The organism is Paraburkholderia hayleyella (assembly GCF_009455685.1).
GTDB classification, from domain to species: Bacteria; Pseudomonadota; Gammaproteobacteria; order Burkholderiales; family Burkholderiaceae; genus Paraburkholderia; species Paraburkholderia hayleyella.
Genome location: NZ_QPES01000001.1, coordinates 277,786 through 296,623, shown reverse-complemented (window position 1 = coordinate 296,623; position 18,838 = coordinate 277,786). Strand labels below are relative to the sequence as shown.

General features: G+C 55.6%; 18 protein-coding genes. 1 reads left to right on the top strand and 17 read right to left on the bottom strand.

The genetic code is table 11. From position 1 onward, the window contains the following. Window positions 1-29 precede the first annotated feature (29 nt). Complete coding sequence (hemE, locus tag GH657_RS01375; RefSeq protein WP_153099043.1) at window positions 30-1,145, bottom strand: uroporphyrinogen decarboxylase; 1,116 nt, start codon at window positions 1,143-1,145, stop codon at window positions 30-32. An 86-nt stretch (window positions 1,146-1,231) separates the two neighbouring features. On the opposite strand from hemE, the gene GH657_RS01370 reads away from it, so the two are divergent. Next, window positions 1,232-2,035, top strand: coding sequence for a transporter substrate-binding domain-containing protein (locus GH657_RS01370; RefSeq protein WP_153099042.1), 804 nt, complete (start codon window positions 1,232-1,234; stop codon window positions 2,033-2,035). Between the two features lie 457 nt (window positions 2,036-2,492). On the opposite strand, the gene GH657_RS01365 is transcribed toward GH657_RS01370, so the two are convergent. The 16 genes from GH657_RS01365 to GH657_RS01290 all read right to left on the bottom strand — a co-directional run bounded on the left by GH657_RS01365 (window position 2,493) and on the right by GH657_RS01290 (window position 18,808). Beyond that, window positions 2,493-4,238 carry an AMP-binding protein gene (locus tag GH657_RS01365; protein WP_246174102.1) on the bottom strand — a complete coding sequence of 582 codons (1,746 nt, stop codon included), beginning with the start codon at window positions 4,236-4,238 and terminating at the stop codon, window positions 2,493-2,495. 167 nt (window positions 4,239-4,405) lie between these two features. Further along, window positions 4,406-4,828 carry a F0F1 ATP synthase subunit epsilon gene (locus GH657_RS01360; protein WP_153099040.1) on the bottom strand — a complete coding sequence of 141 codons (423 nt, stop codon included), beginning with the start codon at window positions 4,826-4,828 and terminating at the stop codon, window positions 4,406-4,408. A gap of 147 nt (window positions 4,829-4,975) precedes the next feature. Continuing rightward, entirely contained in the window at window positions 4,976-6,370 is a 1,395-nt protein-coding gene (gene atpD / locus GH657_RS01355) for a F0F1 ATP synthase subunit beta (protein WP_153099039.1), read from the bottom strand. 83 nt (window positions 6,371-6,453) lie between these two features. Further along, window positions 6,454-7,341 (bottom strand): F0F1 ATP synthase subunit gamma, encoded by an 888-nt coding sequence (gene atpG / locus GH657_RS01350; protein ID WP_153099038.1) that lies wholly within the window; start codon window positions 7,339-7,341, stop codon window positions 6,454-6,456. Window positions 7,342-7,423: 82 nt separating this feature from the next. Further along, window positions 7,424-8,965, bottom strand: a complete 1,542-nt coding sequence (gene atpA, locus GH657_RS01345) for a F0F1 ATP synthase subunit alpha (protein WP_153099037.1) — start codon at window positions 8,963-8,965, stop codon at window positions 7,424-7,426. Window positions 8,966-9,014: 49 nt separating this feature from the next. Continuing rightward, window positions 9,015-9,554, bottom strand: coding sequence for a F0F1 ATP synthase subunit delta (locus tag GH657_RS01340; protein ID WP_153099036.1), 540 nt, complete (start codon window positions 9,552-9,554; stop codon window positions 9,015-9,017). Between the two features lie 2 nt (window positions 9,555-9,556). Then, window positions 9,557-10,027, bottom strand: coding sequence for a F0F1 ATP synthase subunit B (locus GH657_RS01335; protein WP_153099035.1), 471 nt, complete (start codon window positions 10,025-10,027; stop codon window positions 9,557-9,559). Window positions 10,028-10,168: 141 nt separating this feature from the next. Further along, window positions 10,169-10,438 (bottom strand): F0F1 ATP synthase subunit C, encoded by a 270-nt coding sequence (gene atpE, locus GH657_RS01330; RefSeq protein ID WP_007180033.1) that lies wholly within the window; start codon window positions 10,436-10,438, stop codon window positions 10,169-10,171. 90 nt (window positions 10,439-10,528) lie between these two features. After that, window positions 10,529-11,380 carry a F0F1 ATP synthase subunit A gene (gene atpB / locus GH657_RS01325; RefSeq protein ID WP_153099034.1) on the bottom strand — a complete coding sequence of 284 codons (852 nt, stop codon included), beginning with the start codon at window positions 11,378-11,380 and terminating at the stop codon, window positions 10,529-10,531. An 80-nt stretch (window positions 11,381-11,460) separates the two neighbouring features. Further along, entirely contained in the window at window positions 11,461-11,958 is a 498-nt protein-coding gene (locus GH657_RS01320) for an ATP synthase subunit I (protein ID WP_153099033.1), read from the bottom strand. A 312-nt stretch (window positions 11,959-12,270) separates the two neighbouring features. After that, a complete protein-coding gene (locus GH657_RS01315) occupies window positions 12,271-13,401 on the bottom strand; it encodes an SLC13 family permease (RefSeq protein ID WP_153099032.1) in 1,131 nt (376 codons plus the stop codon). Window positions 13,402-13,455: 54 nt separating this feature from the next. After that, entirely contained in the window at window positions 13,456-14,343 is an 888-nt protein-coding gene (locus GH657_RS01310; RefSeq protein WP_153099031.1) for a ParB/RepB/Spo0J family partition protein, read from the bottom strand. Between the two features lie 33 nt (window positions 14,344-14,376). Beyond that, the gene (locus GH657_RS01305; protein ID WP_153099030.1) at window positions 14,377-15,147 is read right to left on the bottom strand and encodes a ParA family protein; all 771 of its coding nucleotides are present in this window, start codon (window positions 15,145-15,147) and stop codon (window positions 14,377-14,379) included. Between the two features lie 56 nt (window positions 15,148-15,203). Then, complete coding sequence (gene rsmG / locus GH657_RS01300) at window positions 15,204-15,872, bottom strand: 16S rRNA (guanine(527)-N(7))-methyltransferase RsmG (RefSeq protein ID WP_174769842.1); 669 nt, start codon at window positions 15,870-15,872, stop codon at window positions 15,204-15,206. A gap of 41 nt (window positions 15,873-15,913) precedes the next feature. Next, window positions 15,914-17,857, bottom strand: a complete 1,944-nt coding sequence (mnmG, locus tag GH657_RS01295) for a tRNA uridine-5-carboxymethylaminomethyl(34) synthesis enzyme MnmG (RefSeq protein ID WP_153099028.1) — start codon at window positions 17,855-17,857, stop codon at window positions 15,914-15,916. A gap of 192 nt (window positions 17,858-18,049) precedes the next feature. Then, window positions 18,050-18,808: an ABC transporter ATP-binding protein gene (locus tag GH657_RS01290; protein ID WP_153101583.1), complete on the bottom strand. Its 759-nt coding sequence runs from the start codon at window positions 18,806-18,808 to the stop codon at window positions 18,050-18,052. Window positions 18,809-18,838 lie beyond the last annotated feature (30 nt).

Here is an 18,838-nt window from a genome sequence, read left to right as displayed (position 1 = left end):
TGGAAGATTTGCCGCATGGCAACAACATGCTATGCCGCCGTCCCGGTCGCCGAAGTGGCCGCGGCGGCCCGTATCGTCCGGCTATGGCGATGCACTTCATCTACCAGCTCAGCGACATGCTCGGGCGGCGTAAATTGTGAAATACCGTGTCCCAGGTTAAAAACGTGGCCCGGATGGTTGCCATAACTGTCGAGTACCGCACGGGCTTCCATGCGAATCACAGCAGGCGGCGCGAAGAGCACCGATGGGTCGATATTGCCCTGAAGCGCCACGCGTCCAGCCACGCGCTCGCGGGCTTGCGCCAGGTTGACGGTCCAGTCGAGCCCCACGGCATCCACCCCGGTGGCAGCGATCGCCTCCAGCCATAGCCCGCCGCCTTTGGTAAAGGTAATGACCGGAATACGCTCGCCGAGATGCTCACGCTTAAGCTGACGCACCACTTGCTCGATGTAATGCAGCGAGAAGCGTTGATAAACCCCATCCGCGAGCGCGCCGCCCCAGGTATCGAAAATCATGACAGCCTGCGCACCTGCTTCGATCTGGGCATTCAGATAAGCCGCAACGGCTTGGGCATTAATTTCGAGAATGCGCTGCATCAGATCAGGACGGGCATACAGCATCGACTTGACGGTGCGAAAATCGTCCGAGCCCGCGCCCTCGACCATATAACACGCGAGTGTCCACGGGCTGCCCGAAAAACCGATCAACGGGACACGTTGGCGCCCCTGTGCATCCGTGAGCGCACGGCGGATCTCGCTCACGGCATCGGTAACATAACGCAGCGTTGCGTCGATATCAGGTACCGCCAGGCGTGCGACGTCGTCTTCGGTGCGCACCGGGCGGGCGAAGCGAGGCCCTTCGCCCGGCGCGAAATCAAGCCCAAGCCCCATCGCATCGGGAATCGTCAGAATGTCGGAAAAAAGAATCGCGGCATCCAGCGGAAAACGCTCAAGCGGCTGTAACGTGACTTCCGTCGCGTAGCCAGGATTTTTCGCCAGATTGAGGAAGCTGCCTGCACGGCTGCGCGTAGCGTTGTACTCCGGCAGATACCGGCCCGCCTGGCGCATCAGCCAGATCGGGGTGTAATCGGTTGGCTGGCGCATCAGTGCGCGCAAAAACGTATCGTTGAGAAGGTTATGGGCCACGTTGTAAGCACAAAAAGACAAAGCCGCATTTTACCGGACACATCCCCCAGCACTGTTCAAAACCCATCACTCGCTCAGGAGACACGATGAAAATATTCGCCCCGCTAATGGCTTTTGCCCTACTGATGCCAAGCGCCGGAAGCTACGCTGAGGCGGTGCCAGACCAAACGGTGCCGGCTTCAGGCTCGCCATCCCGGCTCGACGAGGTGATGGCGCGGGGCATCTTGCGTGCCTGTACCACCGGCGATTACAAGCCCTACTCGTATTACCGGCCAGATGGGCAGTTCGAAGGCATTGATATCGACCTGACCGAAGCATTCGCTCAATCGCTGGGTGTGAAAGCGGTCTTCGTCAAAACTTCATGGCCAAACCTGATGCGCGACTTCAATGCGCAATGCGATATCGGTGTGGGGGGAATCTCGACGACGCTAGAGCGCCAACGGCATGCGTTCTTCACCCAGCCCTATGTCATTGATGGCAAAACGCCGATCGTGCGCTGCAGTGAAATTAACCGTTATCAAACCCTTGCACAGATCGACCGGCCCGCTACACGGGTGATCGTCAATCCGGGGGGCACCAATGAGCGCTTCGCCCGGCAGCATCTGTCTCATGCCGCGCTCACGCTTTATCCGGACAACGTGACGATATTTAGCCAAATCCTGGCGGGCAAGGCGGACGTGATGGTGACCGATGCCGCCGAAACCCGTTTGCAACAAAAGCTCAATCCTGGCCTATGTGCAGTACATCCCGATGAGCCGTTTCAGTATGGTGAGAAAGCCTGGCTTATTCCGCGCGGGGATACCGTGTGGCAGCAATATGCCGATCAATGGCTACATCTGGCACGCGCCACAGGTGAATATCAAACGATCTCCGATAAATGGCTTAAATGATGCGGACGAAAACATGTGCAAAACAGGCCCGGGCAAACATTATTTGGGGCTTCGAAAAGAGGCTTTAGCTAGCTTGATGGCCCGTGGAGGGAAATCCCGAAACGCCTTTATTCACGGGCGTTACAACCTGAAACACTTTGTTACTCTGAGCGTCCGGCAATTCCACCACAATGCGTCTCTACGGTTTCAACACAGATGTGATTGAACGTTTGAGGCTAGACGAATCAGTCCATCCGGCACTCCGATATTTTGTATTCGGTATAACGCTGGCCGCCCTGCTACAAGGGACATCTTTGCTGGAGTCGTTGCTGGTTTTTGCAACGTGCTCTATCGCTGGTCTCCTCGCGCTAACCCCGTAGCGTGTGGTTTAAGCGGGCAACTAGCCCGCTTTTTTTCGTCCGCGTTTTTATCGTCCTGTCATCGATAACACCGTGACCGTGCCGTCTGATTAGACTGACTATCCCTCGTTATTTAGCATTTGCAGCGTTTGTATCATCTGCTCGCGCATCACAAACTTCTGCGCTTTTCCGGTTACGGTCATCGGCAGCTCATCGACAAAGCGAATGTGCTTCGGCACCTTGTAGTGCGCAATCTGATCGCGGCAAAACGCCCTGATTTCCTCGGCACTGGCCTGTTCGCCAGGGCGCAGCACAATCCACGCACACACCTCCTCGCCATACCGTGCATCTGGCACGCCAAACACTTGCACGCTCTGAATCTTCGGATGGCGAAACAGATACTCTTCGATCTCACGCGGATAAATATTTTCCCCGCCACGAATCAGCATGTCTTTCAGACGGCCCACGATATTGCAATAGCCTGCGGCGTCGATTGTCGCCAGATCTCCTGTATGCATCCAGCCATCAACAATGCTTTCGCGGGTTTTAGCCGCATCGCCCCAATAGCCTTGCATCACCGAATAGCCCTTCGTACATAACTCGCCCGTCACACCCACCGGAACGATCTGGCCAAGTTCATCAACGATCTTCACTTCAAGATGCGGCTGGATGCGTCCGACCGTTGTCGTTCGTTTGTCGAGCGGATCGGTCGTCGAACTCTGAAACGAGACTGGACTGGTTTCAGTCATGCCATACGCGATCGTAATTTCGGCCAGATGCATATTCGCTACAACACGCTTCATGGTTTCGATAGGACAGGGCGAGCCTGCCATGATGCCCGTCCGCAGCCGCGACAGATCGTAGGTGTCAAATTCAGGGTGATCCAGCTCCGCGATGAACATGGTCGGCACGCCGTGCAGTGCTGTACATTGCTCCTCCGATACGGCTGCGAGCGTAGCGGCAGGATCAAACGCCTCGCCAGGAAACACCATGTTCGCACCCACAGAGACGCAAGCCAGAACGGCCAGCACCATCCCGAAACAGTGATAAAGCGGCACGGGGATACAAAGCGCGTCCTGTTCGGTCAGGCGCATCGCCTGCGCAATGTAACGCGCGTTGTTGACGATATTCCGATGCGTCAGCGTGGCGCCTTTCGGGTTACCCGTGGTGCCACTCGTGAACTGGATATTGATCGGATCATCGCAATGCAGGGCCCTTCCGAGCGCATCGAGTTGCGCACTATCGAGATTCACTCGTCCCCGTTTGATCACTTCTGAAAACGGCAGCATGCCAGGCGTTGGCGTATCGTTCATACCACCCAGACCGCCCATCTGAATCACCAGGCGCAAATCGGGCAGGCGTGCGGCATGTAACTGGCCTGGCGCGCTGTTCGCCAGTTCAGGCGCAAGCGTTTGCAACATCTCCAGATACATCGATGATTTAAAGCGTTCCGCGGCAATGATCGCCTTGCAGCCGACCATTTTCAACGCGTATTCCAGCTCTGCCAAACGGTATGCCGGATTGATATTGACCATCACGGCGCCGATCCGCGCGGTAGCAAATTGCGTCAACAGCCATTCAACGCGATTGGGCGACCAGATTCCAACACGATCACCCTTCACAATACCGAGAGCCAGCAGCCCAGCCGCCAGAACGTCCACCTCATGCACAAACTCACCCCAGTTCCAGCGAATCTGCTGCTCGCGGAATACAACGGCCGGCCGCTCGGCAAAGCGTCCGGCTGTCGTGTGCAAAAACTCGCCCACCGTGGCATCGCTCAGCGCAATGTGAGTTGAACCGCGGACATAAGACAAACCATTCTTCGGCTCGATCAGCCCTGTGCTATCGCTAACGGACATCTGCATTGCCATGACATCGTCTCCACGAATGAATGCTGCTTTTTACTGGTCCAGCGCGATCAGCACGATTGCATGTCTCATGGCGCAAAGCCCGATTGTGATTTCCTTTCCGTAAACGTCAAGCATGGACAAAAAAAAAGCAGCCCGAAGGCTGCTTTTTCAACGCGATTTGTTTAATGGCCGCGCAACTTGCGCAGCCGCTGGATTGCAGCCAGCTGGGCAGTGGCATACGCGAGTTCTGCCTGAGCCGTCGCGTATTCGAGATCTGAACCTGTATTTTGCAAAGCCTCTTCAGCGCGCTTGCGTGCTGCTTCAGCCTTGGCTTCATCAAGATCCTTGCCACGAATAGCGGTATCGGCCAGAACCGTTACCACGCCGGGTTGGACCTCGAGAATGCCGCCGGCTACGAAGACAAATTCTTCTTCGCCGTTTTCGGTTTCAATACGCACCGCGCCCGGGCGAATGCGCGTAATGAGCGGCGTATGTCCCGGCAAGATACCCAGCTCGCCCGCTTCGCCAGGAAGCGCGACGAATTTCGCCTGGCCGGAGAAGATCTGCTCTTCTGCGCTGACGACGTCTACTTTAATCAATGCCATATCAACTCTCGTCTCATGCGAAGCAGTCGACGGAAGTCAGCGCTAAAGCACTCGCTTCCATCCCATGCACGGCTAGTTGAACGTGATGCATTTAGCGCGGATTGCAAACCCAAAAACAAAACCCGCGCGTTGCTACCCGTCCAACCCTTACTGGATCTTCTTGGCCTTTTCAAAGGCTTCGTCAATCGTGCCGACCATATAGAACGCCTGTTCCGGCAAATGATCGCATTCACCTTCAACGATCATCTTGAAACCGCGAATGGTTTCTTTCAGCGGCACATACTTGCCTGGCGAACCCGTAAACACTTCAGCGACGTGGAACGGCTGCGACAGGAAACGCTGGATTTTCCGTGCACGCGCCACCGACAGCTTGTCTTCCGGCGACAGTTCGTCCATCCCGAGAATCGCAATAATGTCGCGCAATTCTTTATAGCGCTGCAGCGTTTGCTGCACACCACGGGTGATCGAATAGTGCTCTTCGCCGATCACGTTCGGGTCAATCTGACGCGAAGTCGAATCGAGCGGATCGACAGCAGGGTAAATCCCCAGCGAAGCGATATCACGCGAAAGCACGACCGTTGCGTCAAGGTGGCCGAAGGTAGTCGCGGGAGACGGGTCAGTCAAATCGTCCGCCGGAACGTACACGGCTTGCACCGATGTAATCGAGCCGGTTTTGGTCGACGTAATACGCTCTTGCAACTTGCCCATTTCTTCAGCGAGTGTCGGCTGATAACCCACAGCAGACGGCATCCGGCCCAGCAGTGCGGATACTTCCGTGCCTGCCAGCGTGAAACGGTAGATGTTATCGACGAAGAACAGCACGTCGAGACCTTCGTCACGGAAATGCTCAGCCATTGTCAGGCCCGTCAGCGCAACACGCAGACGATTGCCCGGCGGCTCATTCATCTGGCCGTACACCAGCGCCACCTTGTCGAGCACGTTCGAATCTTTCATCTCGTGGTAGAAATCGTTCCCTTCACGGGTCCGCTCGCCCACGCCCGCGAACACGGAATAACCACCGTGTTCCTTGGCGATGTTGTTGATCAGCTCCATCATGTTGACGGTCTTGCCCACGCCTGCGCCACCGAACAGACCCACCTTGCCGCCCTTGGCAAATGGGCAGATCAGGTCAATCACCTTGATGCCGGTTTCGAGCAGCTCGGTTGACGGTGACAGCTCGTCGAATGCCGGAGCCTTCTGGTGAATCGAGCGAACCGTCTCGCTGTTAATCGGGCCTGCCTCGTCGATCGGGCGACCCAGCACGTCCATGATCCGGCCCAAGGTCGGTTTGCCCACGGGCACGCTGATTGGCTTGGCGGTGTTCTTCACCACGAGGCCACGGCGCAGGCCGTCCGACGCACCCAGGCAGATGGTGCGCACCACGCCATCGCCCAGTTGCTGCTGAACTTCGAGCGTTAGCTCGGACCCATCGAGAATCAGCGCGTCGTAAATTTTGGGCATGGTTTCACGCGGAAATTCCACGTCGATCACCGCGCCGATGCACTGTACGATCTTGCCTTCTACCAAAGCAGTTGTACTCATCGCTTTTCCTTTAGATACTCAATTCTTCACTCGCGCAAAGGCGCAGTTTCGAGGCATATGCCCACTTGTTCGCTTCAAGACGCTCAAACCGCAGCGGCGCCACCGACGATCTCTGACAGCTCTTTCGTAATCGCAGCCTGACGGCTCTTGTTGTACACGAGCTGCAGTTCGTTGATCACCGTTTTTGCATTGTCTGACGCCGCCTTCATCGCCACCATCCGGGCCGATTGCTCAGACGCCATGTTTTCCGCGACGGCCTGATACACCAGCGCTTCAACATAACGTACCAGCAGTTCGTCCACCACGGCTTGCGCATCGGGCTCGTAGATGTAATCCCACGAGGCGCTCGGCATCGCATCTGCTGTAGCGTCTTTGGCTTCGAATTCGTCTGCCGATAACGGCAATAGCTGCTGGATCACAGGCTCTTGCTTCATCGTGTTGATAAAGCGCGTGTACGCCAGATAAACCGCCGAAATCTTGCCTTCCGAATACAGGTCGAGCTGCACCTTAACCGCGCCAATCAGCTTTTCGAGGTGCGGTGTATCGCCCAGATGCGCGACATTCGACACGACTTTGGCGCGCAAACGGTTCAGAAAACCCAACCCCTTGCTACCGATTGCCGTCGCTTCAATGGTCTTGCCCTGCGCTTCAAGCTCTTTGAACTTCTGCAACGAGGCCCGCAGAATGTTCGTGTTCATGCCGCCGCACAAACCCTTGTCGGTCGTGACAAGAATGATCCCTGCCATTTTTGCGTCATCGTTCGATACCATGAACGGGTGACGATACTCAGGGTTGGCATGGCTCATGTGCGCAGCGATCTCGCGGACCTTGTCGGCATACGGGCGAGCAGCGCGCATACGCTCCTGAGCGCGGCGCATCTTCGATGCCGCCACCATCTCCATCGCTTTCGTGATCTTGCGCGTGTTTTGCACGCTCTTGATCTTGCCGCGAATTTCCTTCATTCCAGCCATTGCTTAGCTCCTTGATCGAAGCAGCGCGTCAGCATCTGCATGCCACTGCGCTACTTCAAGGCCCGTATCTCTCGCGGATCGATCAATAGGCCCCGGATTTCTTGAAGTCTTTGAGCGCTGCGTGGAGCAGTGCTTCATCGTCCTTCGACAAATCCTTGTTGTCTTCGATGCGCTTGATCAGATCAGCGTGGCTCGATTTCAGGAACTCGCGCAGGCCTTTTTCAAACGGCAACACGTCCTTCACTTCCAGATCATCGAGGTAACCGTTATTCGCGGCAAACAGCGCAATAGCCAGTTCCCACACCTGCAGCGGCTGATACTGCGGCTGCTTGAGCAGTTCGGTCACGCGACGCCCACGCTCCAGCTGCTTGCGGGTCGCTTCATCGAGATCCGAAGCAAACTGCGCAAAAGCAGCCAGCTCACGATACTGTGCGAGGTCGGTACGAATCCCGCCGGAAAGCTTCTTGACCACCTTGGTTTGCGCCGCGCCACCCACCCGCGACACCGAAACGCCCGCGTTAATAGCCGGACGAATGCCTGCGTTGAACAGGTCAGTTTCAAGGAAGATCTGGCCGTCGGTAATCGAAATCACGTTGGTCGGCACGAAGGCCGTCACGTCGCCAGCCTGGGTTTCGATGACAGGCAGTGCGGTTAGCGAACCGCTCTTGCCCTTCACTGCGCCGTTGGTGAACTTCTCGACATACTCCTCGGAAACGCGAGCCGCGCGTTCCAGCAAGCGTGAGTGGAGATAGAACACGTCACCGGGATACGCTTCGCGGCCCGGTGGGCGGCGCAACAGCAGCGAAATTTGACGGTATGCCCAAGCTTGCTTGGTCAAGTCGTCGTAAATGATCAGTGCGTCTTGACCACGATCGCGGAAATATTCGCCCATCGTGCAGCCGGCATACGGCGCGAGATATTGCATCGCGGCTGATTCCGAAGCCGAAGCAGCAACTACGATGGTGTATTCCATCGCGCCCGTTTCTTCGAGCTTGCGCACCACGTTCATGATCGACGATGCTTTCTGACCGATCGCAACGTAGATACAAAACAGGTTTTTGCCTTTCTGATTGATGATCGCGTCGACGGCAACAGCCGTTTTGCCGCATTGGCGGTCGCCAATGATCAATTCACGCTGACCACGGCCCACCGGCACCATCGCATCAATCGATTTCAAACCCGTTTGCACAGGCTCCGAAACCGATTTACGCCAAATCACGCCCGGTGCAATTTTTTCGATTGCGTCCGTCGCTTTCGCATTGATCGGCCCCTTGCCGTCGATCGGGTTGCCAAGCGCATCGACCACGCGGCCGATCAGCTCCGGACCCACCGGCACTTCCAGAATACGGCCCGTGGTCTTGACCACGTCGCCTTCTGAAATATGTTCGTACTCGCCCAAAATCACGGCGCCGACTGAGTCGCGCTCGAGGTTCAGCGCGAGACCAAAGGTATTGCCCGGAAATTCGAGCATTTCGCCCTGCATCACTTCCGACAGGCCGTGAATACGCACGATACCGTCGGTCACGGAGATCACGGTGCCCTGGTTGCGAACGTCTGCGCTCGCTTCAAGGCCCTGGATCCGGCTCTTGATCAGCTCGCTGATCTCAGAGGGATTGAGTTGCATTATTCGCTCCTGATAGTCAATTCTGTTGCTTGCCAGCCGCGTATGCGCTTCAGGCGGACAGTGCCGTCTGCATGCTAGCGAGCCGCGCGCGGACCGAGGTATCGAGCACTTCGTCGCCGACCGTGACGCGCACGCCACCGATCAGCGATGCGTCAACGACAACCGAGGGTTTTAGCTTGCGCTGAAACTTGCGTTCGAGGCTGGCGACAAGCTCGTTTAACTGCGTGCCTTCAAGCGGAAATGCGCTGACGATCAGCGCATCGGCCGCTCCTTCGCGGGTATTTTTCAATGCTTCGAACTGCATGCCGATTTCCGGCAGCAGTTGCAAACGATGGTTATCCACCAGCATTTGCACGAAATTTTTCGCCTGCGCATCGGCTTTCAGTGGCGAGTTCACTGCGGACAGCAGCAAATCGCACACTTGGGCACGGCTCACTTTCGGGCTTGAGGCGACCGACAGCACTTCGGGCAGACCCGCAACCTGAGCCAGCTCCTGCACGAGCGTGGACCAGGCGGCGATGTCTCCCGCTTCGGCTACGCCGAACAGCGCTTCTGCATAAGGGCGGGCGATGGTTGCAAGTTCGGCCATGATCAGAGCTCGGCTTTCAGTTGATTCAGCAGTTCGGCGTGAGCCGACTGGTCGACTTCGCGCTTCAGGATCTGCTCGGCGCCCTGGACTGCAAGTGCAGCCACCTGGCCACGCAGTACCTCGCGTGCTTTCACGACTTGCTGATCCGCGTCGGCCTTCGCCTGAGCGATGATGCGCGCGGCTTCCGCCTGCGCCTGGGCCTTGATTTCGTCTGCGACCGATACGGCGCGCTTTTCAGCTTCAGCGATACGCTGCTGGCCAGCATTGCGGGCCTCAGCCAGTTCCTGGTCGACGCGCTTGTGCGCGGCTTCGAGTTCCGATTTGCCCTTTTCGGCGGCCGCGAGGCCGTCAGCGATCTTTTTCGAGCGCTCGTCGAGGGCATTGATCAGCGGCGGCCACACGAACTTCATCGTGAACCACGCGAGGATCAGGAACACGACCATTTGCGCAAACAGGGTTGCGTTGAGATTCACGGTGTTTCCTTAAACGTTGCTAGTTCGGACAGTGAAACGGCAAGGCGCTCATCGATTCTGTATTCGATCAGCGCCCAGGCAGCCGTTTCGCCCTGCGCCATGGGGCCGGTAACGGCCCGGCGCAAACTTCCGAGAAACCTCTTAACCTGCCAGCTTCGACAGCAGCGGATTCGCAAACGCAAACAGCATTGCCACGCCAACGCCGATCAGAAACGCCGCGTCAATCAGACCAGCCAGCAGGAACATCTTGGTTTGCAGCGGGTTCATCAGTTCAGGCTGACGTGCACATGCTTCAATGTACTTGCCACCCATCAGGCCAATACCGATACAGGCGCCGATTGCACCCAGGCCAATAATGATGCCGATACCGATGGCGGTCAGACCCTGGATGTTGGCGATGAAAGCTTGCATGATCACTCCTTTGTGAAAAGTCTTTTGAAACCGGGATTTAAAAAAATACAGCGAAAGCAGTTTGTGTAATTCGTATTTGACGCGCCGTCATTAATGGCCGTCGTGTGCCTGGCCGATGTACACCAGCGTCAGCATCATGAAAATGAACGCCTGCAGCAAGACAATCAGGATGTGGAAGATAGCCCACACGCTGCCGGCAATCACATGGCCGAGGAAGCCAAGCACCGTCGTGTCCGCGCCGAAATTCCACAGGCTGCCAAGCAGGGCAATCAGCAGGAACAACAGCTCGCCCGCATACATGTTGCCGAACAGCCGCATGCCAAGCGAAACCGTCTTTGCGACGAACTCGATGATGTTGAGTGCCAGGTTCGGGATCCACAGCAATGGATGCGCGCCGAACGGTGCCGAGAGCAGCTCATGTGCGAAGCCGCCGGCACCTTTGATCTTGAAGTTGTAGTAAATCATCAGCACGAATACGCCAAGAGCAATGCCAAGCGTACCGTTGAGGTCCGCAGTCGGCACGATGCGCATGTGCGGGAACACCTCGGACAGGCCGAGCCAGCCAATCAGCCGCGTGGGCAGATCAACCGGGATGAAATCGAGGGAGTTCATCAGCGCGACCCAGATGAACACGGTCAGCGCGAGGGGAGCGATGTAGGAGCGGTTGCCGTGGATCATTGACTTCGATTGATCCTCAACCATTTCAACCAGCATTTCGATGGCGCACTGAAAACGCCCTGGAACACCCGAGGTCGCCTTGCGTGCCGCGCAGCGCAAAATGAAAATCGTGACTAGGCCACAGAGAATCGACCAGAACAGCGTGTCCAGATTCCAGACGCTGAGATCAACAATCGACGTCTGATGGGAGGTCGAAAAATTCTGCAAATGGTGCGCGATGTACCCGGACGGATCCAGAGCGCTCGTTCCTTCGCTAGCTGCCATATCGTAATGCCACCCAAATTGTCGGAAATCTTGCCAGGCCAGCGCGCCATGCGCCGACGTGTATTTTGTATACCGCTATGTCATCGCCAGGCCAGCGCGATCCAGTACGTTTTCAGGGCAATCAGGTACGTGACGAGCAACGGTACCCAACAGACCTCTTGAAACCCAAATGCAATGGCAACAAACATCGCAATCGTCACGCCCACCTTGAGCGCCTCGCCCATCACCCAACTCATCGCGGTGGCCGCGCCGCTCAACTTTGTCAGCCGCAGCGCAAATATCGCACCAGGCAACCAGCAAATTGCTCCGCCCAGAAATGCCGATAGCGCAGCCGCCCCCGGAGGCCGATAAAAAAGCCCCCATAACAGCGTTGCACCCAGGGATAAAACTATTTGCGCCGCCACGACCCGAAAAGGTGTGACCCTCGATGGACGGCCTACATCTGGACCAAAGAGTTTTTCTGCCTCAGCCCGTGTCAGCGGAACAATGTTGTCATCCTGCTGCTCGGCGTCCCATTCATTGGAGTCTTGCTCGCGCTTCAACCCCAGCGCCTGGTTCGATCTGCTCCCGGTCGCCATGGCACTTATGCTCCAAAATTCCACCACCCCGGAGCGCTAAATTCCGAAAGGAATGCCCCAGATATCTTACGCACCGCTTACGGAACGACGGAGCAATTAAATCCGGGCGATTGTAAGCGATAATTACAGGCAATTCAAGACTTTAGGCAGATTAGGCTGGTGCGCGAAGTGATCTGGCACTCTTTAGAGAATGTATTCGTTTTGAGGTCTATACCCAGCGTGGCTTCACGCGTTGAAAGCGCGTAAAAATCCGCTGAATTGAGTGAATATTGGGCAGAAATTTGCTCATAAAGACCGATTCAAACCGAAATCTTATCTGCCCCATAGCAATAGCCCAGAACCGGCTATACCCGCAATAGCCCAGAACGGCAGTGAGATCAGATGAAAGAGTGGCCAGATACCGCGTTGCTGCGCCAACCGTACAGCAATCAGGTTAGCGAGCGACCCTATCGCAATACCAAAACCGCCTACGCTGACACCGAACGCCAATGCCCGCCAGTCGTTTGAAAATTCCGCGAGGATGATCGCGGCGGGCACATTGCTAATGCCTTGCGAAAGGATTGCAGCTGCCGCATACACGCTTATGGGCGTGGTCAAGACCAGCCGCTCGATACTTGCATGAATCCAGGGCAATGCAACAACGCTGCGCAACACGATGAACATCAATGCAAAAATCAGCAGCAAGAACCCGTCTATCCTGAAAACAATTTCACGGCGCCAAAGAAGAAAACTAATCGCAATACCGGCAAGCCCAATACCCGGCTGACCTGCGTCCGCGAGCCAAATGAAGCCCACGAAGAGCAATGCGGTTACGCTCACCAGTATGCGATCGACCGAGCCGGGCGCGGTGTCTTGCGATAAATCAAGCGTCTTTGGGCTAAACAGGATGGCTGTTAGCGCGTAGAGCATGAACATCAAAACTGCGCATAGCGGCGCAAGCGTCCAAACAAAAACACCGAAGGACACGCCACTGCGTTGCCAGAGAAACAGGTTCTGTGGATTACCCAGCGGTGTCAGGACCGATCCGGCATTCACCGCCAACGCGACAACGACCACCAAACGTTTAAGCGGTAACGGCGTCAGACGGTGCAACGACAGCACGAGGGGAATCACGACAAACAGCGCGACATCGTTTGTCAGCAAGGTCGAGAGCCCGGCCGCGAGGCTCACCAGCAAGCATGCGAGCCCCCGTTCCGAGCGCACCCGATGGACCACACGATGTGCCATCCAGTTGAGAAACCCGGACGTTTCAACGGCTTTCGCCAGGATCAGCAACCCGCCAAGCGTCAGTACCGTCTGCCAGTCGACTAACGTTGGCAACGATGCCCAGCGTTGTGGATAAGCCATCTGCAAAACCACCAGCGCCGTGACCAAAATGGCCAGCAAAGGCTCTCTGGCAATCTGGCTCAATCCGTTCCGTAGCAAATTTCCTGCACGTTGCATGACACCCCGGGCATCTGCCACTGTCAGCTCGCGCTTGAAATCAAACGATCAAACTCAAACGGCCACGTTGCCGCGCAATCGCACGAGGATTCCTTCCAGGGCATCCAGATCGCCAAAATCAACAAGCACCTGCCCTCGTCCATGACGGCCTAACTTGATCTTCACGTTCGCAGCCAGCAAGTCGGATAACTCCTCCTCCAAACGCCGGGTATCCTGACCGCCATCCGGCTTCGCACGCGTTTTGACCGATGGGGCGGCTTTCGCCGTCGCCGTCACCAGTTTTTCCGTTTCGCGCACCGATAACCGTTTATTAATCACCTGATTAGCAAGCGTGATTTGCGTTGCCGCATCGACAGCGAGTAATGCCCTGGCGTGTCCCATATCCAGATCCCCCGCTAGCAGCATGGTTTGCACCGGCGTGGCCAGATTTAACAGGCGCAGCAGATTCGAAACTGCGCTACGCGAGCGGCCAACCGACTCAGCAGCCTGCTCATGCGTAAAGCTAAACTCGTCGAGCAGGCGCTGAATGCCTTGAGCCTCTTCGAGCGGATTCAGGTCTTCGCGCTGGATATTCTCGATCAGCGCCATCGCGGCAGCGATCTGGTCCGGCACGTCTTTTACCAGTACGGGCACATCGGTTAGGCCGGCCAGATGCGCCGCGCGAAAACGCCGCTCGCCTGCAATAATCTCGTATTTATCCGCCGAAACCGGACGGACCAAGATGGGTTGCATCACGCCTTGTGAGCGAATACTTGCAGCAAGTTCTTGCAACGCCCCCTCATCCATACGGGAACGGGGCTGATATTTCCCTGCCTGGAGTTTTTCTAGCGGAAGAACGTTCGGTGCACCCGCGATTTTCACCGCCTCGGTCATGTCCGTGCCACTGCCCAGCAGCGCTTCCAGCCCGCGACCCAATCCTTTTTTTCGTGCAACTGCATTCATTGTGTTTCCTCGGTCCGCCATGTCCGCGTCACGTTATTGCGCACGCAAACGTTCAATTAACTCCGCACCAAACTGTATGTAAGCCTGTGCCCCGCGTGATGCCCGATCAAATACCACGCCCGGCAAGCCGTAGCTGGGTGCTTCGGCAAGCCGCACATTGCGCGGGATCACGGCATCAAAAACTTTCTCGCCGAAATGCGCCTTTAGCTGCTCAGATACCTGTTGCTGCAATGTGATGCGCGGATCAAACATCACGCGAAGCAAACCAATGACAGTTAAGTCACGGTTCAAATTCGCGTGGACCTGCTTGATGGTATTGACCAAATCGGAGAGACCCTCAAGCGCGAAATACTCGCACTGCATCGGAATCACAACACCGCGTGCCGCGCAAAGCCCATTCAAGGTCAGCAATGAAAGTGCCGGGGGGCAATCAATCAAGATGAAATCGTAGTCTTCGGCCACAGGCACCAAGGCGTTCTTTAGCAGGCGCTCCCGGTTTGGCATGCTGACTAGCTCAACTTCAGCTCCTGCCAGCTCACGGTTAGCCGGCAACACATCGTAGGCCACCGCCTCCGGCCGCACCCGAGCCTCAGCAACCGATACACCATCAACAAGTACCTCATAGATCGTGTTCTCGCAGGCAGCCTTATCTATGCCGCTTCCCATCGTGGCATTCCCTTGCGGATCCAGATCCACAAGAAGAACACGCTGCCCCTGCGATGCGAGACTCGCGGCAAGATTGACTGTTGTCGTCGTCTTGCCGACGCCGCCCTTCTGGTTCGCAACACAGAAGATTTTTGCCATCGTGATATATCCCTTTTTGCTGCTTGCGGACAAGCCAAAACATGCACCTACCCTGGTTAATTGGTATCAGCAGGCTGGACGGATTCGTTAACTGTGACTTCGACCAGATGGCGTTCAGCGTCAAGCAGTGGTACATCAAGACGGATCACCTGCTGAACATGTGAACCTGCAGGCAACCGTCCGATTTCAGCATCCGGACGTACCCCTTTCATCGCCCACATCGTTCCGCGACTGGCGACCAGATGGCGAGCCAGCGTAACGAAATCCGCCAGCTCCGCAAAAGCACGGGAAACGATCACATCGAATTTCGCGGGAACCCCCATGCCGGGCTGCAATGTTTCTACTCTGCCGGTCACCACCGCAATATTGCTTAAACCCAATTCAGATTTGGCTTGCACCTGAAAAGCAGTTTTTTTATGAACAATGTCATTTAACGTTACATGCCAGTCAGGCAATGCAATAGCAAGCACAATACCCGGCACTCCCCCACCTGAGCCCACATCCAGGATGGCCGATGGCCCGCGCGTAGCCAAGTGCGGCACGATCGAAAGGGAATCGAGAATATGCTGGATCAGCATTTGCCGCGGGTCACGAATAGCCGTCAAGTTGTAGACGGTATTCCATTTGGCGAGCAAAGCGACGTAATCCAGAAGCTTCTGTTGCTGTATTTCACCAAGATCGAGATTCAGTTCAGCGGCACCGGCCATCAACAGCGTGGCGAGCATTGCCCGGCTTCCTGCTACATCAGTATGTTTATGCCCCGCCATCACACCGCCGACACATCATCGGGCCGGGCGATGCTGCGCCGCCCTAGCCCACGCTTCAGATGAACCATCAACAGTGAGATAGATGCAGGAGTAATGCCTGAGATCCGTGATGCTTGACCAATGGTCTCAGGGCGAAACTGCATTAACTTTTGGCGAGCCTCGAATGACAATCCTCGCACTTCTGCATAGTCCAACCCATCCGGAAGACGAGTGTTTTCATGTGACTCATTACGTTCGATCTCCCCTGCCTGCCGGTCGATATAACCCTGATACTTGATACCGATCTCAACCTGCTCCTTGATCTGAGCCAAAAGCACAGCATCATCAGACAAAGCAACTTCTGGTTCACATGCGCCATGAAGCAAACTACAAACGCCCTCGTAACGCACGCCCGGCCGGCGAAGCAGATCAGCAAGACTGTATTCATGGTCAATGGGCTTTCCAAGCAATGCAGTTGCTTCTTCAGCGGGCAATGTCCTGGGATTGACCCACGTTGTTCTCAGCCGCTCTGTTTCACGTGAAACGGCATCACGTTTTCGGTTAAAAGCACTCCAGCGGACATCATCCACAATGCCAAGTTCGCGGCCGATCTCGGTTAATCGCATATCAGCATTGTCTTCACGCAAGCTCAGTCGATACTCGGCTCGGCTGGTAAACATCCGATAAGGCTCGGATACTCCTTGTGTCACCAGATCATCAACCAGAACACCCAGATAGGCCTGATCTCGACGTGGGCACCAGGCAGCCCTTCCCTGAACCTGAAGCCCCGCATTCAAACCTGCCAACAATCCTTGAGCAGCAGCTTCTTCATAACCTGTGGTGCCATTGATCTGTCCCGCAAAAAATAAGCCATTGATCGCTTTTGTTTCCAGCGAGGCCTTAAGCCCTCGGGGATCGAAATAATCGTACTCAATCGCATAACCAGGGCGAAGGATATGGGCCGACTCCAAACCTCTCATTGAATGAACCAGCGCTAACTGGACATCGAACGGCAGGCTAGTCGAAATCCCATTGGGATAGAACTCGTTAGTCGTTAAGCCTTCGGGTTCCAGGAAAATCTGATGTGATTCTTTTGCTGCAAAACGATGAATCTTGTCTTCGATTGACGGGCAATAGCGAGGCCCTACTCCTTCTATCACCCCCGTGTACATCGGCGAGCGATCAAGGCCATTGCGAATAATGTCATGCGTTTGCGCATTCGTATGTGTCACCCAACATGGCACTTGCTGTGGATGTTGTTCGACTCGACCCATAAAGGAAAACACGGGAATAGGATCAAGATCACCCGGCTGTGCTTCGAGCCTGGAGAAATCAATAGAACGTCCATCAATACGTGGTGGCGTGCCTGTTTTTAAGCGCCCTTGTGGCAGTTTTAATTCTTTCAGTCGTGCGGACAGAGACACTGCGGCGGGGTCACCTGCTCGACCACCGGTATAGTGGTTTAAACCAACGTGGATCTTGCCATCGAGAAATGTCCCCGCTGTCAGTACAACCGCGCGCGAGCGAAAGCGAACCCCAACCTGAGTCACCGCCCCAACTACACGGTCACCCTCGACCATTAAATCTTCAACCGCTTGTTGAAATAGCCAGAGATTCGACTGATTTTCGAGCCGGTGCCGAATTGCCTGCTTATATAGCAAACGATCGGCCTGAGCTCGTGTTGCCCGGACGGCGGGACCTTTTGATGAATTCAAAATACGAAACTGAATACCACTTTCGTCGGTCGCTGCGGCCATTGCACCGCCCAATGCATCAACCTCTTTGACCAAATGGCCTTTGCCGATACCACCGATCGACGGATTACAGCTCATCTGGCCGAGCGTTTCAATGTTATGGGTTAGGAGTAACGTTTTATTGCCCATACGGGCCGAAGCGAGTGCGGCCTCCGTACCAGCATGGCCGCCACCAACAACAATCACGTCAAATTCTGTGGGATAAAGCATCGTGGATCTCGCGCACGTCTCACGCGAGCCTTTCTAAGGAAAATATATGGCGAATTATAACGGGTTCGCTTAAGGCCCCGAATCTCATCCATTCGGGTAACACAATAAAAACGGCGTGTTTCACGTGAAACACGCCGTCCATATTTATCGTTAAGCGGATACAGCTAACAAATTCACCTACTCGTCTTGCTTCTACTCCACCGCAATCTTCTTAACCAGGCCAAGGTAGGCTTCAATCACACGAGGAGTTTTTGCCAGATCATCGGCCGGCCCCTCTAACACAAGCTCACCGGTCTCCAAAACATAGCCATAGTCAGAAATCTGAAGCGCTGCCCGTGCATTTTGCTCAATCAGCAATATCGCTACGCCTGTACGCCGTAAGGCGCTAATGATATGAAAAAGCTCCTTCACAATGAGCGGAGCCAATCCGAGGCTGGGTTCATCAAGCATGAGCAGGTCCGGTTTACCCATCAATGCCCGCCCAAGCGCTAGCATCTGCCGCTCCCCACCAGACAATGTTCCAGCAAGCTGCTTATATCGCTCCCTTAAACGCGGAAAAAGTCCAAACACGGGCTCCAACTGATCCAGGTAATCATGTTCGCCCGCTCGTTTACGTCGATATGCACCCAGCGACAAATTATCCTCAACCGTCATTGTCGAAAATAACTCGCGCTTTTCTGGTACCAGGCACATGCCACGCGCGACTCGTTTCTCAACCGGCATCGCACTGACATCTTCACCACGATAAAAAACGGGCCCCTTGGCATACCCGGCCGCAGGTAGCGCACCCATGATCGTATTGAGCAATGTCGATTTACCCGCGCCATTGGGCCCTATCACTGAAACAATCTGCCCAGGCTTTACTTCAATTCCAACTTGGCGCAAAGCCTCTACCTTGCCATAGCGGACCGACAGGGCATTGACTCGCAAAATGGGGGCATGGGAATTCATGGAAACATCATGTTTCATCGCCATAGCCAT